Raw genomic sequence first — 25,779 nt, forward strand, 5'->3', positions numbered from 1 at the left:
AAGCCAGTAGCGACAACCTGTTGGCCACCTTAGCAAATAACTCGGGACCGAACCTAGCTTGGCGCATAACAGTCAAAAAGCAAACGCCAGAATTTGGTCTGCTGTTTGAATATGAGAAGAATTGGCGGAGGCGGTGAGATTCGAACTCACGGATAGTTGCCCATCGACGGTTTTCAAGACCGTTGCCTTAAACCACTCGGCCACACCTCCGCTGCAGTGCGGGCGGCAATCTTACCGGAACGCAACACGCTGTCAAACTCTCTCGGTTGGCAGTTTGAGTCTCTCTGCTATGATCCGGGGCGTTTGTTTAGAAACGGCATCCCTTTTTTGCCACAGGAGCGTCGCCATGCAAGAGCAAGACTATGCACTGAACCATTCGCAGACCCAGCAACTGGAGGTCAGCAAGGTGTTGCGCAACACCTATGGCTTGCTGGCCATCACCCTTGCGTTCAGCGGCCTGGTTGCTTTCCTCAGCCAGCGCGCGAACGCCCCCTACCCGAACATTATCGTTTTGCTGGCCGGTTTCTACGGCCTGTTCTTCCTGACCTACAAGCTGCGTGACTCGGCCTGGGGGCTGGTTTCCACACTCGCCCTCACCGGCTTCATGGGTTACACCCTTGGCCCGATCCTCAACCGCTACCTGGGCATGGCCAACGGTGCAGAAATCATCAGCTCAGCATTTTCGATGACTGCGCTAGTGTTCTTCGGCCTCTCTGCCTATGTGCTCACCACTCGTAAGGACATGAGCTTCCTGAGTGGTTTCATCACCGCAGGTTTCTTCGTTCTGCTCGGCGCAGTGGCAGCCAGTTTCTTCTTCCAGATCAGCGGCCTGCAACTGGCAATTAGCGCAGGCTTTGTGCTGTTCTCTTCGGTGTGCATCCTGTTTCAGACCAGCGCCATCATCCATGGCGGTGAGCGTAACTACATCATGGCCACCATCAGCCTGTACGTTTCCATCTACAACCTGTTCGTCAGCTTGCTGCAGATCTTCGGCATCATGAGTGGCGATGATTGATTGGACCTCGATGTCCTGGAGCCCGCCTCGGCGGGCTTTTTTACGCGCGCAATTTTTCTCAAGCGGCAGAACAGGCTTATTATGGGCCGGTTTTCTGCTGCGGATCCGTCATGAAGTTCGCCATTGCCCTGTTCGCCCCTCCTCACGCGCCTGCTGCTCGGCGCGCGCTGCGCTTTGCTGAGGCCACCATTGCTGGCGGTCACGAAATTGTCCGCCTGTTCTTTTATCAGGATGGCGTACACAGTGCGGCCAGTAATGTGGTGACGCCACAGGATGAGCTTGATCTACCGCTCGCCTGGCGCAACTTCATTAACGCAAACCAGCTCGATGCCGTCGTTTGCATTGCTGCCGCCTTGCGCCGGGGGCTGCTCAATGACCAAGAGGCGCAGCGCTACGGACGACCTGGGGCTAATCTGCATGCGCCCTGGGAGCTGTCCGGCCTTGGCCAGTTGCATGAAGCTGCGCAGCAAGCTGATCGCCTAGTTTGCTTCGGGGGACAATGAGCATGCCCAAATCCCTGCTAATCATCAGCCGTCAGGCGCCCTGGAGTGGCCCTAGTGCACGTGAAGCGCTGGATATCGCTCTGGCTGGCGGCGCTTTCGATCTACCTATCGCCCTGCTGCTGCTTGATGATGGCGTATTCCAACTGGCTAGCGACCAAAGCCCCGCATCCTTACAGCAGAAGGACTTGGGCGCGAATCTAAAAGCCTTGCCGCTGTTTGGTGTGGATGCACTTTACGCCTGCAAGCAGAGCCTGCAGGTACGCGGACTTGAGCTCGCACACCTGCAACCCAGCGTTGAATGCCTGGATGATCAGGCACTAACTCAGCTCATTGAGCGTTACGATCAGGTGATCACTCTCTAATGGCCACCTTGCACATGCTTTCTCATTCTCCTTTCGCCGATAACCGCCTGGCTAGCTGCCTGCGCTTGCTGGGCGAGCAGGATGCCATTGTACTGACGGGCGATGCGGTCTATGCGCTGCAGCCTGCTACAGATAGCTGCCAGGCACTGCTACTAATGCCTGCGAGCGTTGGCCTGTATGCGTTAGACGAGGACCTGCAGGCGCGAGCTATCGAAGCGCCTGAACGCGTAACGCCCCTAGACTATCCAGCCTTCGTCGAGATCTGCACTCGCTACAGCAAGGTCAATAGCTGGTTATGAGCGTACTCAATGTCGATGGCCGCGAAATACCGCTCGATAGCGATGGTTACCTAGTGAACCTGCAAGACTGGTCGCGCCCAGTTGCCGAAGCCTTGGCAAGCCGCGAATCATTGTCGCTGGAAAGCGCACACTGGGAGGTGCTGGATTTATTGCGTGCCTTCTATGACGAGTTCCAGCTCTCCCCGGCCAACCGCCCGCTGATCAAGTACGTGGCGCTCAAGCTCGGCCCGGAAAAAGGCAACAGCTTGCACCTCAACCGCCTATTCAAGGGCACCCCAGCCAAGCTTGCTGCCAAGCTCGCCGGCTTGCCGAAACCGACCAATTGCCTATGAACCTGATCACGCCCGCAGAACACCCTTTCGCCCAGTTCGTCCGCATTCTTGGCAAAGGCAAGCGCGGAGCACGCGGCCTGACTCGCGAGGAGGCACGTGAGGCCATGCAGCACCTACTTGCAGGCAAGGTCGAAGACACTCAGCTCGGCGCCTTCCTCATGCTGTTGCGGCACAAGGAGGAAAGTGCCGAGGAACTGGCAGGCTTTACTGACGCTATCCGCGCGCATCTCGCGGCGCCCGCCATTGCCGTCGATCTGGACTGGCCAAGCTATGCAGGCAAAAAACGCCATCTGCCCTGGTATTTGTTAGCCGCTAAAGCACTAGCCGATAGCGGTATACGCATATTCATGCATGGTGGCGGTGCCCACACAGCGGGCCGACTTTATACCGAACAAATGCTCGATACGCTGGGCATCGTCCGCGCCCGCGACTGGCCAGCGGTCTCGACTGCACTCGACCAGCACAATTTGGTGTTTGCCTATTTGGGTGACTGGCTGCCGCCACTGCAGCGCATGATCGACCTGCGCAACACCCTCGGCTTACGTTCGCCAATCCATTCTCTAGCTCGCGTAATCAACCCGCTCTCTGCGCGTTGTGGTTTGCAGAGCATCTTTCATCCCGGCTACCAGGCCGTGCACCGCGAGGCTAGCCGACTGCTGGGCGATCACGCCATCGTCATCAAGGGTGAAGGTGGCGAGATCGAGGTTAACCCGGATAGCGCGACACAGCTCTTTGGCACCCAGGATGGCGTTGCCTGGGACGAGGAATGGCCAGCCCTGTCGCCACAGCGTCACGTCAAACCGGACAGTCTACGCCCTGCTCGGCTGCTGGCCGTGTGGCGTGGCGAGGAGGAAGACGCTTATGGTCACCTGGCTATTCTCGCAACCATAGCTCTGGCCTTGCGCAGCCTGGGGCTGCCGAGAGAACAGGCCTTTGCCGAAGCGGAAAAACGCTGGAGCGAACGCAATAAATCGAAATAACGATTCATTTACTACGGCTTTTTCCACCTTTCCATCGAAACGCTCACGATAGACTGCAGGCTCATTTGCTAGAGCGAGGTACGCGAAATGGGCCTGCTGATCGATGGACAGTGGCGTGACCAGTGGTATGACACGGGTAAGAGCGGTCGTTTCCAGCGGGAAAATGCCCAGCGCCGCAACTGGATCACCGCCGATGGCGCAGCCGGGCCCAGCGGTGAAGCAGGCTTCAAGGCAGAAGCCGACCGCTACCACCTGTACGTTTCCCTCGCCTGCCCTTGGGCGCACCGAACGCTGATCCTGCGCAAACTCAAAGGCCTGGAAGGCCTGATCGACGTCTCCGTGGTGAGCTGGCTGATGCGCGAGCACGGCTGGACATTCGACCCAGCTCATGGCTCCAGCGGCGACGCCCTGGATGGCTTCGACTACCTGCACCAGCGCTATACCGCAGACGACGCCCAGTACACCGGCCGGGTAACCGTGCCGCTGTTGTGGGACAAGCAGCAACAACGCATCGTCAGCAACGAGTCCGCGGAGATCATCCGCATGTTCAACTCGGCGTTCGATGGCTTAACCGGTAACGATCTGGACTTTTATCCAGAGCCCTTGCATAAGCGCATCGAGCAACTCAACGAGCGGATCTACCCGGCGGTGAACAACGGAGTTTACCGTGCGGGCTTCGCTACGACTCAGGCCGCTTATGAGGAAGCATTCGACGAGCTGTTTCTTGCCCTAGACGAACTCGATGCCCTGCTCGGCGATCAGCGCTATCTGGCTGGTGAATACCTGACTGAGGCCGACATCCGCCTGTTCAACACGCTGATTCGCTTCGATGCCGTCTATCACGGACACTTCAAGTGCAACCTACGCCACCTTGAGGACTACGCCAATCTCGCCAACTGGCTACGCGAGCTGTATCAGTGGCCAGGTATCGCTGAAACCGTGGACTTCACCCACATCAAAGGCCACTACTACGCCAGCCACGCCACCATCAACCCAACGGGCATCGTGCCCAAAGGGCCGAAACTGGACTATAACCGCCCGCATGATCGCCAGCGGCTACCGGGCAAAGGCGTTTATCAGGCATAAGCGCCGCGCCGATGGACGAGCCTCTCATCCATCGGCGCGCACGATTCAAGCGTCGGCTTGCGCGCCTTCGAACCAGGCAAGCTTGTCGCGCAAAGTCACCACCTCACCGACAATCACCAGTGTGGGTGCATGCACTTCATGCTCGGACACCAGCGCTGGCAGTGACGCCAGTGTGCCGGTGAACACGCGCTGATTCTGCGTGGTGCCTTGCTGCACCAGCGCTGCCGGTGTTGTCGCGTCACGGCCGTGGGCCACCAACTGCGCACAAATGTCCGGCAAGCCGACCAGCCCCATGTAGAACACCAGCGTCTGCCCTGGCGCTACCAGATCCTTCCACGGCAGATTACTGCTGCCGTCCTTGAGGTGGCCGGTGACGAAACGCACCGACTGAGCATGATCGCGGTGCGTCAGCGGAATACCGGCGTAGGCGGCACAGCCAGAGGCAGCGGTAATACCTGGCACAACCTGGAAAGGAATGCCTTCGGCGGTCAACTGCTCGATCTCTTCCCCGCCACGGCCGAAGATGAACGGATCGCCGCCCTTGAGGCGCAACACACGCTTGCCTTTGCGGGCCAGATCGATCAGTAGCTGGTTAATCTGCTCCTGCGGTACGGCGTGCTCGGCTCGGCGCTTACCGACATAGATACGCTCTGCATCTCGGCGGCACAGATCAATGATTGGCGCCGCCACGAGACGGTCGTAAAGCACCACATCGGCTTGCTGCATCAGACGCAGTGCGCGGAAGGTCAGCAGGTCGGGATCACCGGGGCCGGCGCCTACCAAATAAACCTCACCCAGCGCACGTGGCGCAGCACCAGCAAGGCGCTCCTCCAACAAGCGCTCGCCCTCAACGGGTTTGCCAGCGAACACGCTTTCAGCAATCGGCCCCTGAAAGACATCCTCCCAGAACACGCGACGCTGCTGCACATCAGGAAACATCAGCTTGACTCGCTCGCGGAAGCGCTTGCCTAGGTTAGCCAACTGACCATAGGTGGCTGGAATCCAGGTTTCGATCTTGGCGCGAATCAGGCGCGCCAGTACCGGTGCATCGCCACCACTGCTGACCGCGACGATCAGCGGCGAGCGGTCGACGATGGCCGGAAAGATCACGCTGCACAGCGTCGGCGCATCCACCACGTTGACGGGAATGCCCAGCGCCTGCGCCTCGGCGGAAATGCGCGCATTGAGCGGTTCGTCGTCGGTCGCGGCGATCACCAGGCCAACGCCCTGCAAATCATCAGACTGGTAGCCGCGCAGAAAGACGCCCTGCTCGCCCGCCATGGTCTGCAGCTCGCTGCGAATGTCCGGCGCCACGACGCGCAGTTGCGCGCCCGCCTCGGCCAACAGGCGCGCCTTGCGCAGCGCCACCTCGCCGCCGCCCACGACCAACACCGGGCGCTCTTTGAGTTTGTGAAAAAGCGGAAGAAATTCCATGAAGCAGCCTCAAGCTGCAAGCGACAAACTTCAAGCGCGTCTTGCAGCTTGGGCTTGCAGCTTGCGGCGCTGGTTAGATGACGTCGATACCGCCCATGTAGGGCTTGAGCACTTCAGGCACACGAATGCTGCCGTCAGCCTGCTGATAGTTTTCCAGAACCGCCACCAGAGTACGGCCAACCGCCAGACCGGAACCATTGAGGGTGTGCACCAATTCAGTCTTGCCGGTTTCCGGGTTGCGGTAACGTGCCTGCATGCGGCGCGCCTGGAAGTCGCCACAGTTGGAGCAGGAGGAAATCTCGCGGTACTTGTCCTGGCTCGGCACCCAGACTTCCAGGTCGTAGGTCTTGGTCGCGCCGAAACCCATGTCGCCAGTGCACAGGGCTAGTACGCGGTACGGCAGCTCAAGCGCTTGCAGCACGCGCTCGGCGTTGGCAGTCAAGCTTTCCAGCGCTTCATAGGACTTGCTCGGCTCGACGATCTGCACCATCTCGACCTTGTCGAACTGATGCTGACGGATCATGCCGCGGGTGTCGCGCCCGGAGGCGCCCGCCTCACTGCGGAAGCAAGGGGTGTGCGCAACGAACTTGAGCGGCAGTTGCTTGGCGTCGAGGATCTCACCGGCCACGATATTGGTCAGCGACACTTCGGCGGTCGGGATCAGGTAGAAGTCGGCCTCGCCTTCGCGAGTGATCTTGAACAGGTCTTCCTCGAACTTCGGCAACTGACCGGTGCCCTGCAGCGCCGGAGCCTGCACCAGATAAGGCGTGTAGGCCTCTTCGTAGCCGTGTTCGGCAGTGTGCAGGTTGATCATGAACTGCGCCAGGGCACGGTGCAGACGAGCGATCGGGCCACGCAGCAAGGCGAAGCGGGCGCCAGATAGCTTGGCGGCTGTTTCGAAATCCAGCCAGCCATGCTGTTCACCCAGCGCGACGTGATCCTTGATCTCGAAATCGAAGCTGCGCGGGGTGCCCCAGCGACGTATTTCGACGTTACCGTCTTCGTCCGCACCTACCGGCACCGATTCGTGCGGCAGGTTGGGGATAGTCAGCATCAGGTGATCAAGCTCGGCCTGGATACCGTCTAGCTCGCGCTTGGCCTCGTCCAGCTCGTTGCCCATGCGGTCGACGTCGGCCAATAACGGCGCGATGTCCTCACCGCGTGCTTTGGCCTGGCCGATGGATTTAGAGCGACTGTTACGCTCGGCCTGCAACTGCTCGGTGCGTACCTGCACCGACTTGCGCTGACTCTCAAGCGCCTCGAAGCGGGCGATATCGAGGGCGAAGCCGCGCGTGGCAAGGCGCTCGGCAATTTCGGTGAGTTGTGTGCGGACGAGTTTGGAATCGAGCATGTTCGGGTCTCAATACATCGGCGAAAAAGAGTGCGGCCAGCCAGGTGGCGCGGGTGGTGGAGTGTAAAGCCTTAGCGGGTCAGGACGCCAATCGAGCCAGACTCAAACCAGCCCAGGCAGCCAGCAGACCGCCCAGAATGCTGAATGCCAGGTAGCCGATGGCCTCCGGGGCGCGACCGCCCTCCAGCAGTTTCATGATTTCCAGGCTGAACGACGAAAAGGTGGTGAAGCCGCCCAGCACGCCGGTGATCAACCCGGTGCGCAGCTCCAGCGGCAGATCGGTACGCGTCAGAAACAAGCCGGAGAGTAGGCCGATCAACAGGCAGCCGAGAATATTCACGGCCAAGGTGCCAAGGTAGAAATGACGCGGCCAATTGGCCGCGACCCAGCTAGCGACCAGAAAGCGCAGTACGGAACCGAAAGCGCCGCCAGCGGCTACGGCGAGAGCGACGCGAATCATGGCTTTCTCCTTTGTTTTGGGCTGCTGGCATCTAGGCTGCGCAGGTGTTTGAGCTTCTCGCGAATCTTCGACTCCAAGCCTCGCGGTACCGGTTGATAATACTCACGCGGCTCCATTTCATCGGGGAAATACACTTCACCAGCAGCATAGGCATTGGGTTCATCGTGGGCGTAGCGGTATTGCTCGCCATAGCCGAGCTGCCGCATCAGCTTGGTCGGCGCATTGCGCAGATGCAGTGGTACCTCCAGCGAGCCGAACTCGGCGACATCCTGCTTGGCAGCCTTGATGCCCAGGTAGACGGCATTACTCTTGGCTGCGCAGGCGAGGTAGGTCACCGCCTGAGCCAGCGCCAGATCGCCCTCTGGGCTGCCCAGGCGTTTGACCGCATCCCAGGCTGCCAGGCACAGCGGTAACGCGCGTGGGTCAGCATTACCGATATCCTCGCTGGCCATAGCGACGATACGTCGGCAGATATAGGCCGGGTCGCAGCCACCGTCGAGCATGCGTGCCAGCCAGTACAGCGCACCATCGGGGTTGGAGCCGCGCACAGACTTGTGCAGCGCACTGATCTGGTCGTAGAAGGCTTCGCCGCCCTTGTCGAAACGGCGACGGCTATCGCCCAGCAAGTTTTGCAGCGACGCTGCGCCGATCTCACCGCCATCCTCGGCCAGGTCGGCAGCGTTCTCTAGAAAGTTGAGTAGACGCCGACCATCGCCATCGGCGGCGGCCAGAAGAATCTGGAAAGCCTCATCCGGCAGGCTGAGATGGCGCTCGCCCAGGCCCTTCGGATCGCTCAGGGCACGATCGACCAGCTTGCGCATGGCTGCCTCGTCCAGGCTCTTGAGCACATAGACACGGGCACGCGACAGCAGTGCGTTGTTCAGCTCGAACGAGGGGTTCTCGGTGGTGGCACCAATAAAGATCAGCGTGCCATCTTCCACATAAGGCAGAAAGGCGTCCTGCTGACTCTTGTTGAAGCGATGCACCTCGTCGACGAAGAGAATGGTGCGACGACCGTACTGAGCGGCGTGTTGCTGGGCAATCTCGACGGCCTGGCGGATCTCTTTCACGCCCGACAGGACAGCGGAAATGGTCTCGAAGTGAGCATCCGTGACCTTGGCCAGCAAACGTGCCAGCGTGGTCTTGCCCACGCCTGGAGGTCCCCAGAAGATCATCGAGTGCAGAGCACCCTGCTCCAGGGCTTCACGCAGAGGCTTACCCGGACCCAGCACATGCTCCTGGCCAACGTATTCATCCAGGCTTGTGGCGCGCAAACGCGCAGCCAGAGGCTGCGCGACGGGTTGGCGGCCGAACAGATCCACGCCTTACTCCTGAATGACGTCTGCGCCCTCGGGAATATCGAAGCTGAACAAGTGATCGTCGACCGGCTCGTTCATCTTCACGTTGAGGAACAGGATATTGGTGCGCTGGCCGATGCTGTCGATCAACTGCATGTCATTGAGCACGCGGTTGCGGAACGACAGGCGCAGGCTGTCGAACAGGCTGTCCTTGGCCTTGGGCTTGAGGATAAAGTCGACCACGCTGCCGCCTTCCTTGTACTCGATATCGAAGTTCTCGCGAATCTGCGAGATATCGCCGGACAGCAGCAGCGCCGGGGTGTGAGTCAAACGCTGATCGAGTTTCTGGATAGTGACCTGTTGCAGATCCGGGTCGTACAGCCAAACCTTCTGGCCATTGGAAACCAGCAATTGCTCCATCGGCTGGTCGGTATGCCAACGGAACAGCCCAGGGCGCTTGAGCACGAGCTGACCGGCTGTTTCCTGCAGTTGCGTGCCGCTGGCATCGAGTGTCAGTTGAGAGAAACGGGCACTAATGGTCTGCGCCTGATTGAGCAATTCGGTCAGGCGCTTGGTCGCGGCATCGTCATCGGCTTGAGCCGTCATCAGGGTGAAGCTCAGAGCAGCCAGCATGAGCAGGCGGATAAATCGCATATAAAAAACCTCGTCAGTCCGTATGAGGATCAATCGCGGGACGGCCCAGGCGCGATTACTTCACGCGAGCCATTGGTGTTCATCGGGGTTACCACTCCAGCCATTTCCATGGCCTCGATCATTCGCGCGGCACGGTTGTAGCCGATCTTGAGCTTACGCTGCACCGCGGAAATGGACGCTCGGCGACTCTCCAGTACGAAATTGACCGCCTCGTCGTAAAGCGGATCATCTTCGTCACTTTCCCCGCCTTCGCCGCCACCGCCGCCCTCGAAGCCGCTGCCGCTCTCCTCGACGCCCGCCAGAATATCTTCGATGTAGTCCGGTGCGCCGCGCTGCTTCCAAGCCTCGACCACGCGATGCACTTCGTCATCGGAAACAAAAGCGCCATGCACACGAATCGGCAGACCGGTGCCGGGTGGCAGATAGAGCATGTCACCATGGCCAAGCAGTTGTTCAGCGCCCCCCTGGTCGAGAATGGTGCGCGAATCGATTTTGCTTGAAACCTGGAAGGCCATGCGCGTTGGAATATTGGCCTTGATCAAGCCGGTGATGACGTCCACCGACGGGCGCTGAGTCGCCAGGATAAGGTGAATACCAGCAGCACGGGCCTTCTGGGCAATACGAGCGATCAGCTCTTCGACCTTCTTACCGACAATCATCATCATGTCGGCAAATTCATCGACGACGACGACGATAGTTGGCAGGGTCTTCAGGTGCGGTGGCTCGTCGTCCATCGACTCACGCTTATACAGCGGGTCGTACAGCGGCGTGCCTGCTTCGATGGCATCCTTAACCTTGCGGTTGAAGCCTGCCAGGTTACGCACGCCCATGGCCGCCATCAGCTTGTAGCGACGCTCCATTTCAGCGACCGACCAGCGCAGCGCGTTGGCCGCTTCTTTCATGTCGGTAACGACTGGGCAGAGCAGGTGTGGAATGCCTTCATAAATAGACAATTCCAGCATCTTCGGGTCAATCATGATCATCCGCGCCTCTTCCGGCGTGGACTTGAACAGGACCGATAAAATCATCGCGTTAACACCTACCGACTTACCCGAGCCGGTAGTACCGGCAACCAGCAAATGCGGCATCTTGGCCAGATCGGCAATCACCGGACGACCACCGATGTCATGCCCCAGCGCGAGGGTGACAGGTGACTTGGCATCGTCGTATTCATTTGACGACAAGACCTCGGAAAACCGTACGATCTGCCGGTCTTCGTTGGGTACCTCGATACCCACGGTAGTCTTGCCTGGAATCACCTCGACCACCCGCACGCTGACCATGGCCATAGAGCGCGCGAGATCCTTGGCCAGGTTAGAGATACGGCTGACCTTGACCCCCGCAGCGGGCTGAATCTCGAAACGGGTAATCACCGGGCCAGGATGCACCGACTCAACCACGACCTCGACGCCGAACTCCTTGAGTTTGATTTCCAGCAACCGTGACATGGCTTCAAGCGACTCGGGAGAGAACTGCTTCTGCTTCTTCTCGGCAGCATCAAGGATGGAGATGGGGGGCAGACTCCCCTCTACAGCGGTGTCGACGAACAAAGGCGCCTGCTTCTCCTTGAGCACACGCTTGCTTGGTTCTGCAGGTTTAGCCGGGGCTGGCGGCGTAATTACCGGAGCCGGACGCTTCTCGCGCTCGCTCATATGCTTGCTCAGCGACTCTTCACGCTCAAGCAGCCGCTCCTTGACCTTGGCCTGCTCGCGTCGATCAGCGATGACCGGCGCCGCGACCTCGATCACACGCTCATCCAGTTCGCGCAGTTGCGCCACCATCTGCTTGCGCTCACTGCGAGAACTCCACCAGCCGCTGATCATGCCGTGTACCAGTTCGATCAGATCCAGAGTGATTTTGCCGGTAAGGTCCATCACACGGAACCACGACAGATCGGTGAACACGGTCAAGCCAAACAGGAACAGAGCCAGAAACAGCAATGTACTGCCTTCGACATTGAGGGCCTCTTTCGATAGCTGACCCAGGCTCGCGCCCAACATGCCGCCACCTGAACCTTGCATTCCGGGGGCGGCATCAAAGTGGATATGGGCCAGTACCGCGCCGGACAAAATCAGGAAAACCAGACCGATGCTGTGCCAGGAGAAAAGCCAGCCGTTCCAATGCCAGGGTTGATTGCGCGTACGAAAAACCTGCCAGGTCTTGGCGGCCAGCAACAGCGGGAAGATATAGGCGAAATAGCCCAATGCCCCGAACAGGGCGCTAGATAGCCAGGCGCCAATGCTCCCACCCGCATTGAGGATGCGCTCGACTTGCACGCTGTTGTCCCATGCAGGATCCGAGACGCTATAAGTCACCAACGTCATCAGCACGTACAGACACAACGCCGCCAGGGCGATCAGGGCGCCCTCCTTCAGTCGGTACTGAAGTTTCAGGCGCCAATCCGGATTCTGGGAGGTGGAATTCTTCAAAACAGCCGTATCCTGCGCCCTTGGCGCGTCCATCGATGGTTACCGCAAAGAGCGGATATTGTACGGGTTTGCCCGCGTGCGGCCAGAACTGGCACCGTTATCGACATGCTGCGGCGCTCCCGCAGCCGCACTCCTTCGGTGTAGCATAGCCGCCAGCAGTTTCCATGCGGCTCAATTGGAGCATGCATTCTCTTTTGTGACAAAGGCTTATGGGGTTTTTTTATGAGCGACGTCAAGCATTCCCGCCTGATTATCCTGGGCTCCGGCCCTGCCGGTTATAGCGCTGCCGTTTATGCAGCCCGCGCCAATCTCAAGCCCGTGATCATCACCGGCATCCAGCCCGGCGGTCAGCTCACCACCACCACAGAAGTGGACAACTGGCCAGGTGACGTCGAAGGCCTGACCGGCCCGGCCTTGATGGAGCGCATGCAGAAGCACGCAGAACGCTTCGACACCGAGATCATCTACGACCACATTCACACCGCCGAGTTGCAGACTCGCCCCTTCGTGCTCAAAGGCGATAGCGGCACTTACAGCTGCGACGCGCTGATCATCGCCACCGGCGCCAGCGCCCAATACCTGGGCCTGCCGTCCGAAGAAGCCTTCGCCGGCAAGGGTGTCTCGGCTTGCGCCACCTGTGACGGTTTCTTCTATCGCAACCAGGTGGTCGCCGTCATTGGCGGCGGCAACACAGCCGTGGAAGAAGCTCTGTACCTATCGAACATCGCCAAGGAAGTGCACCTCGTGCACCGCCGCGACAAGCTGCGCTCGGAGAAGATTCTGCAGGACAAGCTGTTCGACAAGGCCGCCAACGGCAACGTCCGCCTGCACTGGAACCAGACCCTCGACGAAGTGCTTGGCGACCAAAGCGGCGTGACGGGCGTACGCCTGAAGAGCACCACGGACGGCAGCACTCAGGAGCTGCCGCTGGCAGGCGTCTTCATCGCCATTGGCCACAAACCCAATACAGAGCTGTTCGTTGGCCAACTGGACATGCATGACGGCTACCTGAAGATCAAAGGCGGCAGCGAAGGCAATGCCACGGCCACCAGCCTCGAAGGCGTGTTCGCCGCTGGTGACGTGGCCGACCACGTCTATCGCCAAGCCATCACCTCGGCTGGTGCTGGCTGCATGGCCGCACTGGATGTCGAGAAATTCCTCGAAGATCTTTGACACCCCAGGGCGGACACCGTCCGCCCTCCCCTCCTCCGGGCCCTGACGCATGCTGACCTGGCTGCAACGCGATTCACTGGATTTCCCGCCCCTGGCCAAGGCCATGCGTGAGCCCAATGGCCTGCTCGCTGCCGGCGGCGACCTCAGTGCGGCGCGCCTCGTAAAAGCCTACCGCCACGGCTGCTTTCCCTGGTTTCAGGACGGCCAGCCAATTCTCTGGTGGTCGCCGGATCCCCGCACCGTGCTTTTTCCCGACGAGCTGCACGTATCACGCAGCCTTGGCAAAGTGCTGCGCCAGCAACATTATCGCGTCACCTTCGACCAGGACTTCGCCGCCGTCATCCGCGCCTGTGCCGCACCTCGTAGCTACACCGACGGCACCTGGATTACCACGCCCATGCAGAGCGCCTACATCGAACTGCACGAACAGGGCATCGCCCACTCCGTCGAGGTCTGGCAAGGCGATGAATTGGTCGGAGGGCTCTACGGCCTGGCGATGGGCCGACTATTCTTTGGCGAGTCGATGTTCAGCCGCGCCGACAACGCCTCCAAGGTTGGCTTCGTGACACTCGTTAGCAAGCTGCAGGAATGGGGCTTCACGCTCATCGACTGCCAGATGCCGACCCAGCACCTGCACAGCTTCGGCGCCCGGGCGATATCACGCGCCAGTTTTGCCGAATACTTGCAACGCTACCTGGATCAACCCAACCTGGCGAACTGGCTTACCTAGTCGATCGAGCAACCCTGGCATACACTGATTATCAGGCCTTATCGAGACACAGCCATGACCGAGCTCGCCCGCCTGAAGTTCTATGCGACTCAGCCTCATCCATGCAGCTATCTGCCCGAAGAACAGGCGACCACCCTGTTCCTCGACCCCAACCTGCCCATGGATGCTCAGGTATACGCTGACCTTTCCGACATGGGGTTCCGGCGTAGCGGCGAACACCTCTACCGACCGCACTGCCAACAGTGCACAGCCTGCATTCCTGCACGTATACCCGCTGCGCTGTTTACCCCCAACCGCCAGCAACGACGCATCCTCAAACGAAATCAGGACATTACCGTACGTCCAGTGCGACCTGCATTTCGCGAAGAGTATTACCAGCTTTATGCCCGTTACATCGAGCAGCGCCATGCCGATGGCGACATGTACCCACCCAGCCGCGATCAGTTCTCGACCTTTCTGGTGCGTGATCTAGCATTTTCGCGATTCTACGAATTTCGCCTTCAAGACAGGCTAGTAGCGATCGCCGTCACCGATGCCTTACCTAATGGCCTATCGGCTGTATACACCTTTTATGATCCCGATGAAGAGCGCCGTAGCCTTGGGCGCTTTGCCATCCTCTGGCAGATAGAAGAAACCGAACGTCTTGGCCTGGACGCCGTCTACTTGGGTTACTGGATCAAGAATTGTCGCAAGATGAACTACAAAACCCAGTACCGCCCAATCGAGCTCTTCGTCAATCAGCGCTGGACCCTTCTGACCTAACCCGTCCACAACACTGCGAACGGACAGGAAAACCAAGCCACTTGGCGCAGACCACTATTTTCGGGCACAATGCACGCCGCTTTTGCCTGGGGCCAGTCGCGCCGGGCCATTTCCTGGATACCGAGGGCTTTACTGCATGTCGAAAGAAGACAGCTTCGAAATGGAAGGCACTGTCGTCGACACCCTGCCTAACACCATGTTCCGCGTGGAGTTGGAAAATGGGCACGTCGTTACCGCGCACATCTCCGGAAAGATGCGCAAGAATTACATCCGCATTCTGACTGGTGACAAAGTGCGCGTCGAACTGACGCCGTACGACTTGAGCAAAGGTCGCATCACCTACCGCGCCCGCTAAACCAAGCGCCAGAAATGAAAACGCCCGGTCTAAACCGGGCGTTTTCATTTCGACCTAAAATAGCGACGACAGGCAACCTACCCTGCCGCCGCCTTGCTCATTAGGCCAGCTCTGCTGTCGTCTCGAACTCGAACGCAGGCTCACCATCTTTGATATCGATGTGCACCACGCCGCCGTGCTCTGCTAGTTCGCCGAACAGAATCTCTTCTGCCAAAGGACGCTTGATCTTGTCCTGAATCAGGCGAGCCATCGGCCTAGCCCCCATCTGCACATCGTAACCGCGCTCAGCCAACCAACTACGCGCCGCATCACTAACCTCCAGCGTAACGCGCTTGTCTTCAAGCTGCGCCTGCAATTCAGTGAGGAATTTATCGACGATGCTTTTGATAACCTCATGACTCAGGCGACCGAACTGGATAATGGTATCCAAACGGTTGCGGAACTCAGGGGTGAAGCTCTTCTTGATGACTTCCATAGCATCGGTGGAGTGATCCTGCTGAGTAAAGCCAATCGATGCACGCGACGCGGTTTCCGCACCAGCATTGGTCGTCATGATCAGAATGACGTTACGGAAGTCCGCCTTGCGTCCATTGTTATCGGTAAGGGTGCCGTGATCCATGACCTGAAGCAGCAGGTTGAAGACCTCCGGGTGCGCCTTCTCTATCTCATCGAGCAACAACACACAATGCGGCTGCTTGGTGATAGCCTCGGTGAGCAGACCGCCTTGATCGAAGCCGACATAGCCGGGCGGCGCACCAATCAGACGCGAAACGGTATGTCGCTCCATGTACTCGGACATATCGAATCGCACCAACTCGATACCCAACGCCTTTGCGAGCTGACGAGCAGCCTCGGTCTTGCCCACGCCTGTCGGCCCGGCAAAGAGGAACGAACCGACTGGCTTGTCTGGCGCTTTAAGCCCTGCACGAGAGAGCTTGATGGCCGTGGACAGTGAGTCGATTGCAGCATCCTGACCAAATACCGTGAGTTTGAGGTCGCGCTCAAGATTGCGCAGCAACTCCTTGTCAGAGCTGGAGACATGCTTAGGCGGAATGCGGGCAATTTTGGCAACGATATCCTCGACCTGAGCAACATCAATACGCGCTACACGCTTATCTTCCGGCTGCAGACGCTGATAGGCGCCCGCCTCATCAATAACATCGATGGCCTTGTCCGGCATATGCCGGTCATTGATATAGCGCGCAGCCAGTTCAGCCGCTGCACGCAAAGCCTCATCGCTGTATTCGATATGGTGATGCTGTTCGAAGCGAGCTTTTAGACCCTTGAGGATGCCGTAAGTATCATCCACCGAAGGCTCGACCACATCGACTTTTTGGAAGCGGCGCGCCAACGCACGATCCTTCTCGAAGATGCCTCGGAATTCCTGGAAGGTCGTGGAGCCAATGCAGCGAATCTCACCAGAAGAAAGCAGAGGCTTGAGTAGGTTAGAGGCATCCATAACCCCACCCGACGCAGCCCCTGCACCGATGATCGTGTGAATTTCGTCGATAAATAGAATGGCCTGAGGTCGCTTACGCAGCTCATTGAGCAGCGCCTTGAAGCGCTTCTCGAAATCCCCGCGATACTTGGTGCCCGCTAGCAGCGCGCCCAGATCAAGCGAATAAACCACGCTGTCAGCCAGTAGATCTGGAACCTGCTCATCAACGATACGCTTGGCCAGACCTTCTGCGATAGCTGTCTTCCCGACACCGGCCTCACCGACCAGTAGCGGATTATTCTTCCGGCGACGAGCCAGAATTTGCGCAACGCGTTCGACCTCGTTTTCACGACCGACCAGCGGGTCAATGCGGCCCTGGCGCGCTTGCTCATTCAGATTGCTAGCGTAGGCATCGAGCGGGTTCGCAGATGAGGACGATTCCCCACCCTCCTCATCTTGCATGTCCTGCTCATGCTCGTGCTGATCACCATGCCCTGGCACCTTGGAGATACCATGAGCGATGTAATTGACTACATCTATACGTGCAACGCTTTGCTGCTTCAGCAGGAAAACCGCCTGACTTTCCTGCTCGCTGAAGATGGCAACCAGCACATTGGCGCCGGTGACTTCACGCTTGCCAGAGCTTTGCACATGGAATACCGCACGTTGCAGTACACGCTGAAAGCCCAGGGTAGGCTGGGTTTCACGGTCTTCGTCATGCTGTGGAATCAGCGGCGTGGTGGAGTCGATGAACTCCTGTAAATCATGGCGTAGCTTGTCGAGATTAGCTCCACAGGCACGCAGCACGCTGGCAGCCGCCTCATTATCCAACAAGGCAAGCAGCAGGTGCTCGACCGTCATGAATTCATGACGTTTGGCGCGCGCCTCCTTGAAGGCTAGATTGAGGGTGACTTCGAGCTCTCGGTTCAACATAGCTTCACCTCATACCCAAGTGGCCGGCGTTAACCGTCCTTCTCTATTTCACAGAGTAGCGGATGCTGGCTTTCTCGTGCGTACTGGTTGACCTGCATCGCCTTGGTCTCCGCAATATCGCGCGTGTAAACACCACATACCGCACGCCCCTCTGTATGAACGGCCAGCATGATTTTGGTGGCCAGCTCACGGTTCATACCGAAAAAGGTTTCGAGCACTTCGACAACGAAATCCATCGGTGTGTAATCGTCATTGAATAAGACCACCTTATACATTGGTGGTGCCTTGAGTGCAGGTTTGGATTCTTGGACAGCAACACCGGAAGAGTCATCATCATGCTCCGCCGGGTGATCCTGATTGAATGTTAGTCGAATCTGGCTACTTGCATGCATGCTGGATCTGGCTTTCAGGGCTGGACGAACGGGGATGCTAGAGGGATTTTGACTGAGTTCTCAGCCATCCGCCGCATAGCCTTGACTATCGGCAAAAGGGTGTTACAAACAATATATACCCTATTCATGGGTATAGGGATTCCACGCCTTCGCCCAGCCAGATCGGTTATTGCGCGGAATTGAGGTGGATGATACTCCAGAGATGGAGTTCTTTGCAGAGGGATATCAGCATGCTCAGTGGTAAGGTCAAGTGGTTCAACAACGCCAAAGGCTATGGATTCATCCTGGCTGAAGGCCGAGATGAGGACCTGTTCGCCCACTACTCGGCCATCCAAATGGAAGGTTACAAGACGCTCAAGGCAGGCCAGCCGGTTCGCTTCGAAATCGTGCAGGGGCCCAAGGGATTGCATGCCGTCAACATCAGCGCCGTCACTACGACGCAGGAAGCTCCAACGTCCACGCCGCAGGTGCAAGTTGCCGCAAGCGCGGTAGAGGCCTGACCACTTCTGGCAATTGCCATGAAAAAGGCCAGTCTTATGACCGGCCTTTTTTTATGCGCAATGTTGGGTATGGATGGCTACATTTGCGCAATCATTGCATCACCAAACGCGGAGCAGGAAAGTAATTTTGCTCCCTCCATCAGGCGCTCGAAATCATAGGTCACGGTTTTCGCAGCAATAGCGCCATTGGTACCTTTGATAATCAGGTCAGCCGCCTCAGTCCAGCCCATGTGCCGCAACATCATTTCGGCGGAAAGGATGACCGAGCCTGGATTGACCTTGTCTTGGCCAGCATACTTTGGCGCCGTACCATGAGTAGCCTCAAACATGGCTACCGTGTCCGAAAGATTGGCGCCCGGCGCAATACCGATGCCACCCACCTCTGCTGCCAAGGCATCGGAGAGGTAATCACCATTAAGATTGAGGGTGGCGATCACATCGTACTCAGCAGGCCGTAACAGTATCTGCTGCAACATGGCATCAGCGATCACGTCTTTGACGACTATGCTCTTGCCGGTATGCGGATTTTTGAATTGCATCCAGGGACCGCCATCGAGGAGTTCGGCGCCAAATTCTTCGCGAGCGATCTCGTACCCCCATTCTTTGAAAGCACCTTCAGTGAACTTCATGATGTTGCCTTTATGCACAAGGGTCACCGAGCTGCGGTCGTTATCGACAGCATACTGTAGAGCCTTGCGCACCAGGCGTTTTGTACCAGCTTCGGAAACCGGCTTGATGCCAATACCGCACATGTCGGTAAAACGGATCTTCTTGACCCCCATCTCCTCAGTCAGGAACTTGATGACTTTCTCAGCCTCTGGGCTGCCGGCCTTCCACTCGACACCGGCATAGATGTCTTCAGAGTTTTCACGAAAGATCACCATATCCACGTCACCTGGCTTTTTCACCGGGCTCGGCACACCTTCGAACCAGCGCACGGGGCGCAGGCAGACATAAAGATCAAGCTCCTGGCGCAGGGCGACATTCAGAGAGCGAATGCCTCCACCTACAGGGGTGGTTAGCGGGCCCTTGATAGAAACGACATAGTCACGAACGGCTTCTAGGGTTTCTTTCGGCAGCCAGGTGTCCTGATCGTAAACCTGAGTTGCTTTTTCACCGGCATAGACCTCCATCCAAGAGATCTTGCGAGCGCCTCCATAGGCTTTCTCGACGGCAGCGTCGACCACTTTGATCATCACAGGGGAAATATCGGCGCCGATACCATCCCCCTCGATAAACGGAATGATCGGATTGTCTGGAACGCTCAGCGACATATCGGCGTTGACGGTGATTTTGTCACCGCTGGCTGGCACCTGGATCTTTTGGTATCCCATTGCTGGACTCCATCTTGTGATTAGACAGTGTGCACTCTCGAGCGTAGCGCAAACTTCAGACCACAAACATATCTGCAAAGGTCTTATGCAATGGGGCATTCTGTGACGCGGTGCCGCAGTGGTATACTGCTTAGGTGACTAACGAGTCATAAGGGGCGGCCCGCTCGGAACTGAGCATCAGCCTCTTGAGATCAGCGGATCCAGACCATTTCCACTGGCTCGAAACGTTCGACACTCTACGGGTGCATCCAACATCACCGCGGCGAGTCCTCGACCCTCCCCATACCCCGGGGTTCGCGCCACCCGCGCAGGTCGAGTTTCTATGCGCGCTCAGCAAAGAAGAGAGTTAACGCTAAATGTCCACCCCTTCGAAGATCATTTACACCTTCACCGACGAAGCTCCAGCCCTTGCCACCTATTCGCTTCTGCCCATCGTGGAAGCCTTCGCCGCATCGGCCGACATCTCCGTTGAAACCCGTGACATCTCTCTTGCTGGACGAATCCTGGCAAGCTTTGCCGACCGTCTTGATGCCGACAAGCGCGTCGACGACGACCTGGCCAAATTGGCAGAACTGACCTTGCAGGCCGATGCCAACATCATCAAGCTTCCGAACATCAGCGCCTCCGTACCGCAGCTCAAGGCAGCCATCGCCGAATTGCAGGCTCAGGGCTACAACATCCCGGACTTCCCGGAAAACCCGCAGAGCGAAGAAGACAAAGAAGCGCGTGCGCGCTATGCCAAGATTCTGGGCAGCGCCGTTAACCCAGTGCTGCGCGAAGGCAACTCTGACCGTCGTGCCCCGGCTGCAGTAAAAGCCTACGCACGCAAGCACCCGCACAGCATGGGCAAGTGGAGCATGGCTTCGCAGTCCCACGCGGACTACATGCGCGGTGGCGATTTCTTCTCCAGCGAGCAGTCCATCACCATGGACAAAGCTGGTGAAGTCCGTATCGAATTCGTTGGCAAAGACGGCAAAGTCGACGTCAAGAAGAGCCTGAAGCTGCAGGACGGCGAAGTTCTGGACAGCATGTTCATGAGCTGCAACAAGCTGCGCGCCTTCTTCGAGAAGACCCTGCAGGACTGCAAGGATACCGGCGTGATGTGGTCCCTGCACGTCAAGGCAACCATGATGAAGGTCTCTCACCCTATCGTCTTCGGCCACGCCGTCAGCGTTTACTACAAAGACGTGTTCGACAAGTACGGCGATCTGTTCAAGCAATTGGGCGTAAATCCGAACAACGGCATCAGCAGCGTCTATGACAAAATCAAGTCGCTGCCGGCCTCGCAGCAGGAAGAAATCCTGCACGACATCCACGAGGTCTACAGCCATCGTCCGGAAATGGCCATGGTTGACTCGGTCAAGGGCATCACCAACCTGCACATCCCGAGCGACGTCATCGTTGACGCCTCGATGCCGGCCATGATCCGCAACTCGGGTCAGATGTGGGGCAAAGATGGCAAGCAGAAAGACACCAAGGCGGTCATGCCGGAGAGCACCTACGCGCGCATCTACCAGGAAATGATCAACTTCTGCAAAACCAACGGTGCGTTCGATCCGACCACCATGGGCACCGTGCCGAACGTCGGCCTGATGGCGCAGAAGGCCGAAGAATACGGCTCCCACGACAAGACCTTCGAAATGACTGCCGACGGCACCATGCGCGTTGTTGCTGCCGACGGCACCGTGCTGATGCAGCACGAAGTTGAAGCTGGTGACATCTGGCGTGCCTGCCAGACCAAGGACGCGCCGATCCGCGATTGGGTCAAGCTGGCCGTTACCCGCGCCCGCCAGTCCAACACCCCGGCCATCTTCTGGCTGGACCCGGAGCGCGCTCACGACCGCGAGCTGCAGAAAAAGGTCGAGTTGTACCTCAAGGATCACGACCTGACCGGCCTGGACATCCGCATGATGGGCTACAACGAAGCTATTCGTGTGTCCATGGAGCGCATGATTCGTGGCCAGGACACCATCTCGGTGACCGGTAACGTACTGCGTGACTACCTGACCGACCTATTCCCGATCATGGAACTGGGCACCTCAGCCAAGATGCTGTCCATCGTTCCACTGATGGCAGGCGGCGGCATGTACGAAACCGGTGCTGGCGGTTCGGCTCCGAAGCACGTTCAGCAACTGGTCGAAGAGAACTACCTGCGCTGGGATTCCCTGGGTGAGTTCCTGGCTCTTGCTGTGTCGCTGGAAGAAACCGGCATCAAGACCAACAACGCCAAGGCCAAGGTATTGGGTAAAACCCTGGATCAAGCCACCGGCAAGCTGCTGGACAACAACAAGTCCCCGGCGCGCAAAGTCGGCGAAATCGACAACCGCGGCAGCCACTTCTACCTGGCGCTGTACTGGGCACAGGCACTGGCCGAGCAGAATGACGATGCCGAGCTGAAGGCTCACTTCGCCCCGCTGGCCAAGCAACTGACCGAGCAGGAAGCAACCATCGTTGCCGAACTGGCCGCCGTGCAAGGCAAGCCGGCTGAAATTGGTGGCTACTACCGCTCCAACCCCGAACTGACGAGCAAGGTGATGCGTCCGAGCGCCACCTTTAATGCTGCTCTGTCCGCACTGAATGCCTGATAAGGCTTGAGTGTCAAATGAACCCCGGCCCCGTGCCGGGGTTCTTTATTTACGGATCTGGACAATCTTTGGAGCACCGAAATGGACTGGCAACCGCATATCACCGTGGCTACGGTCATCGAAGACCAGAGCCACTTCCTCTTCGTCGAAGAGCTCAAGGCTGGGCGCCTGGTACTCAACCAACCGGCCGGACACCTGGAAGCCAACGAGTCGCTACGCGATGCTGCGCTGCGCGAAACCCTCGAAGAAACTGGCTGGGACGTGGAACTCACCGCCCTGCTCGGCATTTATCTCTACACCGCACCAAGCAATGGGGTCACCTACCAGCGCGTTTGCTTCAGCGCCCGCCCCTTGAATCACAACCCGGAGCGCGAGCTGGACAGCGATATCACAGGCATCACCTGGTTGACGCGCGACGAGCTGGCCGCCCAGCCCGAGCGCTGGCGCAGCGAGCTGGTACTGCGCTGCGTGGACGATTACCTGGCGGGTATCAGCGGTCCGCTGGAACTACTGCGCGACTGATCGCGAGCGCATGTCTTTCTTAGGGGGCGCTGCGCACACCATAGTAGATGGCCCGGATGAAGTTCGGGGCCTGCCACGCTCTCCCCGGATTTCATCCAGGCTACGCTCGCAGGCTTTCTGGTAAACTCGGCAACTTTTCAGGCTTCACTCGCAGACTCCCATGCAAGCACCCAGCACCCAACGCGTGATCGTCGGCATGTCCGGCGGCGTCGATTCGTCTGTTTCCGCCCTGCTGCTGATGGAACAGGGCTATCAGGTCGAAGGCCTGTTCATGAAGAACTGGGACGAAGACGACGGCACCGAATACTGCACCGCCATGGATGACCTGGCCGACGCCCAGGCCGTATGCGATCGCATCGGCATCAAGCTGCACACCGCCAACTTCGCCGCCGAATACTGGGACAACGTGTTCGAGCACTTCCTGGCCGAATACAAGGCTGGCCGTACGCCGAACCCGGACATCCTGTGCAACCGCGAAATCAAGTTCAAGGCCTTCCTTGACTACGCCCTGAGCCTCGGTGCCGACCTGATTGCCACCGGCCACTATGTGCGCCGCCGCGATATCGATGGTCGCACCGAACTGCTCAAGGGCCTGGATCCGAACAAGGATCAGAGCTACTTCCTGCATGCCGTCGGCGGCGAGCAGATCGCCAAGACCCTGTTCCCGGTCGGCGAACTGGAAAAGCCGCAGGTACGCGCCATTGCCGAGAAATACGAGCTGGCCACGGCGAAGAAGAAGGACTCCACCGGCATCTGCTTCATCGGTGAGCGTCGCTTCAGCGACTTTCTCAAGCAGTACCTGCCGGCGCAGCCCGGGGATATCGAAACCACAGAAGGCCAGGTCATCGGCCGCCATCATGGCCTGATGTACCACACCATCGGCCAGCGCCAAGGCCTCGGCATTGGTGGCCTCAAGGATGCCAGTGATGACCCTTGGTACGTGCTGCGCAAGGATCTGACGCGCAACGTGCTGATCGTTGGCCAAGGCAACGAACATCCTTGGTTGTTCTCCCGCGCCCTGCTCGCCTCAGACATCTACTGGGTCAATCCGGTAGACCTAAGCAGCCCGCGCCGCCTAACCGCCAAGGTACGCTACCGCCAGAGCGACCAACGCTGCACCCTGGAGAAAACCGAGAACGGCTATCGCGCCGTGTTCGATGAGCCACAGCGCGCCGTTACACCCGGCCAGTCCGTGGTGTTTTACGATGGCGAGGTATGCCTCGGTGGTGGGGTAATCGAAAATGCAGAGGCCTGGTACGAGGACGCGCGATGAGCCCGATACAGGAGCAACTGGTCGCGCTTGGCGCCGTTTTTGAGGCGGCCTCTCTAGCAGACAAGCTCGCTCGCACAGGCCAGATCAGTGAGGCATCACTAGGCTGCATGCTCGGCAGCCTTCTCGCGCGCGATCCTAAGAGCACCCTGGACGTGTACGGCGGTGACGACCTCAATCTGCGCGAAGGCTATCGCGCCCTGATCAGCGCTTTGGAGCGCAACCCTGCGGCCTTGCAACGAGAACCCCTGCGTTATTCGTTGGCGCTCATTGGCCTGGAACGCCAACTGGACAAGCGCAGTGACATGCTCGAAATCATGGGCAGCCGACTCGATCAGATCCAGCAGCAGGTCGAGCATTTCGGCCTGGTGCACGACAACGTCATCGCCGCTTGCGGCGGCCTGTACCAAGACACCATCAGCACCTTCCGCCAGCGCATCCAGGTGCATGGCGACATGCGCTTCCTACAGCAGCCGAACAATGCGGCGAAGATCCGCGCCCTGCTGCTCGCAGGCATTCGCTCAGCGCGCCTGTGGCGTCAACTCGGCGGACATCGCTGGCAACTGGTGTTTAGTCGCGGCAAATTGCTCAAAGAGCTCTACGAGCTGATACGCCATTGACCATGGAGCCCACCAGCCGCAGCGTCAAACCTCTTCAAGGAGCATTGCTGCTGGCGCTCTCGGCGCTCTTGTTCGCCTTTACCGGCGTTGGCATTCGCGAAATATCGGCCAGCGTCAACAATGAGTCTGTAGTGTTCTTCCGCAATCTGGTCGGCGTACTGTTCTTTCTGCCGCTGGTGCTGGTGCGCGGTATACGCCCGCTGCGCACGAAGCGCCTGAAGTCCCACTTGTGGCGCACCACCTACGGCCTGGCGGCGATGTACTGCTTCTTCTACGCCATCGCCCACCTGCCGCTGGCCGACGCCATGCTATTCACTTACTCGGCGCCGGTGTTTACCCCGCTGATCGCGCATATCTGGCTCAAGGAGCCGCTAACCCGACGCATGCTGATCAGTAGCCTGATCGGTTTGGGCGGCGTGCTGCTGGTCGCCAAGCCCAGCACTGCGCTATTCGAAGGCCCAGCACTGATCGGTCTCGCGGCCAGCCTGCTGGCAGCCTTCGCCTTCGTTTCCATCCGCGAAATGAGCGACAGCGAGCCAGCTACCCGTATCGTTTTCTACTTCTCGCTGTTCAGCGCACTGTTTTCCGCCATTCCGCTGACCTGGAGCTGGCAGCCGCTGGACGCCAACCAGCTTGGCTGGCTGCTGGGCATCGGCCTACTGGCCACCGCCAGCCAGGTGATCATGTCGCGCGCCTATGGCCTGGCGCCGCCAGGGCTGATCGGCCCCGTTGCCTATCTAGCCATTGTCTTCGCCGGGATCGTCGCCTGGCTGCTCTGGGGCGAGACGCCAGACAGCCTGTCGCTGCTCGGAGCGGGGCTTATCTTCGCCGCCAGTCTGTTATCGGTCGCAAGACGCAGGGCATAGGCGGCCAAGCGCCGGTTTTCATGTATGATGTGCGCCCTTTTCGTCAGAGGCTGTCCAGGCACCTGCGCGAGCGCCTGCTTCATCGAAGCAGGCACA

The 25,779-nt window shown here is 58.7% G+C and carries 26 protein-coding genes and 1 tRNA gene; 17 read left to right on the forward strand and 10 right to left on the reverse strand.

The features are described 5' to 3' along the window. Positions 1-122 precede the first annotated feature (122 nt). A tRNA-Ser gene (locus tag AERO9A_RS07235) sits at positions 123-210 on the reverse strand. A gap of 136 nt (positions 211-346) precedes the next feature. On the opposite strand from AERO9A_RS07235, the gene AERO9A_RS07240 reads away from it, so the two are divergent. The 7 genes from AERO9A_RS07240 (at position 347) to AERO9A_RS07270 (ending at position 4,577) form a co-directional block, all read left to right on the forward strand. Continuing rightward, positions 347-1,015 carry a Bax inhibitor-1/YccA family protein gene (locus tag AERO9A_RS07240; RefSeq protein ID WP_159971230.1) on the forward strand — a complete coding sequence of 223 codons (669 nt, stop codon included), beginning with the start codon at positions 347-349 and terminating at the stop codon, positions 1,013-1,015. Between the two features lie 110 nt (positions 1,016-1,125). Beyond that, positions 1,126-1,518, forward strand: a complete 393-nt coding sequence (gene tusD, locus AERO9A_RS07245) for a sulfurtransferase complex subunit TusD (protein ID WP_159971231.1) — start codon at positions 1,126-1,128, stop codon at positions 1,516-1,518. 2 nt (positions 1,519-1,520) lie between these two features. Beyond that, entirely contained in the window at positions 1,521-1,880 is a 360-nt protein-coding gene (tusC, locus tag AERO9A_RS07250; RefSeq protein ID WP_159971232.1) for a sulfurtransferase complex subunit TusC, read from the forward strand. Continuing rightward, positions 1,880-2,179 carry a sulfurtransferase complex subunit TusB gene (tusB, locus tag AERO9A_RS07255; RefSeq protein ID WP_159971233.1) on the forward strand — a complete coding sequence of 100 codons (300 nt, stop codon included), beginning with the start codon at positions 1,880-1,882 and terminating at the stop codon, positions 2,177-2,179. Before tusC ends, tusB begins: the two co-directional genes overlap by 1 nt. Beyond that, entirely contained in the window at positions 2,176-2,511 is a 336-nt protein-coding gene (locus AERO9A_RS07260; protein ID WP_159971234.1) for a TusE/DsrC/DsvC family sulfur relay protein, read from the forward strand. Before tusB ends, AERO9A_RS07260 begins: the two co-directional genes overlap by 4 nt. Then, positions 2,508-3,491, forward strand: a complete 984-nt coding sequence (locus AERO9A_RS07265; protein WP_159971235.1) for a glycosyl transferase family protein — start codon at positions 2,508-2,510, stop codon at positions 3,489-3,491. The genes AERO9A_RS07260 and AERO9A_RS07265 overlap by 4 nt, the downstream gene beginning before the upstream one ends. Positions 3,492-3,578: 87 nt before the next feature. Continuing rightward, positions 3,579-4,577 carry a glutathione S-transferase family protein gene (locus tag AERO9A_RS07270; RefSeq protein WP_159971236.1) on the forward strand — a complete coding sequence of 333 codons (999 nt, stop codon included), beginning with the start codon at positions 3,579-3,581 and terminating at the stop codon, positions 4,575-4,577. Between the two features lie 45 nt (positions 4,578-4,622). Here the strand turns inward: AERO9A_RS07270 and cysG are convergent, their stop codons facing one another. From cysG to ftsK, 6 genes are all read right to left on the reverse strand, one after another. Next, complete coding sequence (gene cysG, locus AERO9A_RS07275; RefSeq protein ID WP_159971237.1) at positions 4,623-6,011, reverse strand: siroheme synthase CysG; 1,389 nt, start codon at positions 6,009-6,011, stop codon at positions 4,623-4,625. Positions 6,012-6,084: 73 nt separating this feature from the next. After that, positions 6,085-7,362, reverse strand: coding sequence for a serine--tRNA ligase (gene serS / locus AERO9A_RS07280; RefSeq protein ID WP_159971238.1), 1,278 nt, complete (start codon positions 7,360-7,362; stop codon positions 6,085-6,087). Between the two features lie 79 nt (positions 7,363-7,441). After that, positions 7,442-7,822, reverse strand: a complete 381-nt coding sequence (crcB, locus tag AERO9A_RS07285) for a fluoride efflux transporter CrcB (RefSeq protein WP_159971239.1) — start codon at positions 7,820-7,822, stop codon at positions 7,442-7,444. Beyond that, positions 7,819-9,144: a replication-associated recombination protein A gene (locus tag AERO9A_RS07290; protein WP_159971240.1), complete on the reverse strand. Its 1,326-nt coding sequence runs from the start codon at positions 9,142-9,144 to the stop codon at positions 7,819-7,821. Before AERO9A_RS07290 ends, crcB begins: the two co-directional genes overlap by 4 nt. A gap of 3 nt (positions 9,145-9,147) precedes the next feature. Beyond that, positions 9,148-9,774: an outer membrane lipoprotein chaperone LolA gene (gene lolA / locus AERO9A_RS07295; protein WP_159971241.1), complete on the reverse strand. Its 627-nt coding sequence runs from the start codon at positions 9,772-9,774 to the stop codon at positions 9,148-9,150. Between the two features lie 29 nt (positions 9,775-9,803). Continuing rightward, positions 9,804-12,236, reverse strand: a complete 2,433-nt coding sequence (gene ftsK / locus AERO9A_RS07300) for a DNA translocase FtsK (RefSeq protein ID WP_159971242.1) — start codon at positions 12,234-12,236, stop codon at positions 9,804-9,806. 189 nt (positions 12,237-12,425) lie between these two features. Here ftsK and trxB point away from each other — a divergent pair, with 189 nt between their 5' ends. The 4 genes from trxB (at position 12,426) to infA (ending at position 15,223) form a co-directional block, all read left to right on the forward strand. Next, positions 12,426-13,376, forward strand: a complete 951-nt coding sequence (gene trxB / locus AERO9A_RS07305) for a thioredoxin-disulfide reductase (RefSeq protein ID WP_159971243.1) — start codon at positions 12,426-12,428, stop codon at positions 13,374-13,376. Positions 13,377-13,425: 49 nt separating this feature from the next. Continuing rightward, complete coding sequence (gene aat / locus AERO9A_RS07310; protein ID WP_159971244.1) at positions 13,426-14,106, forward strand: leucyl/phenylalanyl-tRNA--protein transferase; 681 nt, start codon at positions 13,426-13,428, stop codon at positions 14,104-14,106. Between the two features lie 54 nt (positions 14,107-14,160). After that, a complete protein-coding gene (locus tag AERO9A_RS07315; protein WP_159971245.1) occupies positions 14,161-14,868 on the forward strand; it encodes an arginyltransferase in 708 nt (235 codons plus the stop codon). 136 nt (positions 14,869-15,004) lie between these two features. Continuing rightward, positions 15,005-15,223, forward strand: a complete 219-nt coding sequence (gene infA / locus AERO9A_RS07320) for a translation initiation factor IF-1 (protein ID WP_002553999.1) — start codon at positions 15,005-15,007, stop codon at positions 15,221-15,223. A 100-nt stretch (positions 15,224-15,323) separates the two neighbouring features. On the opposite strand, the gene clpA is transcribed toward infA, so the two are convergent. Both clpA and clpS read right to left on the reverse strand, forming a co-directional pair. Next, entirely contained in the window at positions 15,324-17,594 is a 2,271-nt protein-coding gene (gene clpA, locus AERO9A_RS07325; protein ID WP_159971246.1) for an ATP-dependent Clp protease ATP-binding subunit ClpA, read from the reverse strand. A gap of 29 nt (positions 17,595-17,623) precedes the next feature. Next, complete coding sequence (gene clpS, locus AERO9A_RS07330) at positions 17,624-17,986, reverse strand: ATP-dependent Clp protease adapter ClpS (protein WP_159971247.1); 363 nt, start codon at positions 17,984-17,986, stop codon at positions 17,624-17,626. 230 nt (positions 17,987-18,216) lie between these two features. Between clpS and cspD the strand changes: the two genes are divergently transcribed. Continuing rightward, positions 18,217-18,486, forward strand: a complete 270-nt coding sequence (gene cspD, locus AERO9A_RS07335; protein ID WP_159971248.1) for a cold shock domain-containing protein CspD — start codon at positions 18,217-18,219, stop codon at positions 18,484-18,486. A gap of 77 nt (positions 18,487-18,563) precedes the next feature. On the opposite strand, the gene icd is transcribed toward cspD, so the two are convergent. Next, positions 18,564-19,820: an NADP-dependent isocitrate dehydrogenase gene (gene icd, locus AERO9A_RS07340; RefSeq protein WP_159971249.1), complete on the reverse strand. Its 1,257-nt coding sequence runs from the start codon at positions 19,818-19,820 to the stop codon at positions 18,564-18,566. Positions 19,821-20,176: 356 nt separating this feature from the next. On the opposite strand from icd, the gene AERO9A_RS07345 reads away from it, so the two are divergent. From AERO9A_RS07345 to AERO9A_RS07365, 5 genes are all read left to right on the forward strand, one after another. After that, positions 20,177-22,405: an NADP-dependent isocitrate dehydrogenase gene (locus AERO9A_RS07345; protein ID WP_159971250.1), complete on the forward strand. Its 2,229-nt coding sequence runs from the start codon at positions 20,177-20,179 to the stop codon at positions 22,403-22,405. A gap of 81 nt (positions 22,406-22,486) precedes the next feature. Beyond that, the gene (locus AERO9A_RS07350) at positions 22,487-22,927 is read left to right on the forward strand and encodes an NUDIX hydrolase (protein WP_159971251.1); all 441 of its coding nucleotides are present in this window, start codon (positions 22,487-22,489) and stop codon (positions 22,925-22,927) included. Positions 22,928-23,087: 160 nt separating this feature from the next. Next, on the forward strand, positions 23,088-24,200 hold the full coding sequence (gene mnmA / locus AERO9A_RS07355) for a tRNA 2-thiouridine(34) synthase MnmA (protein WP_159971252.1): 1,113 nt from the start codon (positions 23,088-23,090) through the stop codon (positions 24,198-24,200). Next, positions 24,197-24,817 carry a high frequency lysogenization protein HflD gene (gene hflD / locus AERO9A_RS07360; protein WP_159971253.1) on the forward strand — a complete coding sequence of 207 codons (621 nt, stop codon included), beginning with the start codon at positions 24,197-24,199 and terminating at the stop codon, positions 24,815-24,817. The genes mnmA and hflD overlap by 4 nt, the downstream gene beginning before the upstream one ends. 2 nt (positions 24,818-24,819) lie before the next feature. Further along, entirely contained in the window at positions 24,820-25,683 is an 864-nt protein-coding gene (locus AERO9A_RS07365) for a DMT family transporter (RefSeq protein WP_159971254.1), read from the forward strand. Positions 25,684-25,779 lie beyond the last annotated feature (96 nt).

It is taken from the genome of Pseudomonas sp. 8Z (assembly GCF_902506535.1).
In the GTDB taxonomy this organism is placed as follows: domain Bacteria; phylum Pseudomonadota; class Gammaproteobacteria; order Pseudomonadales; family Pseudomonadaceae; genus Aquipseudomonas.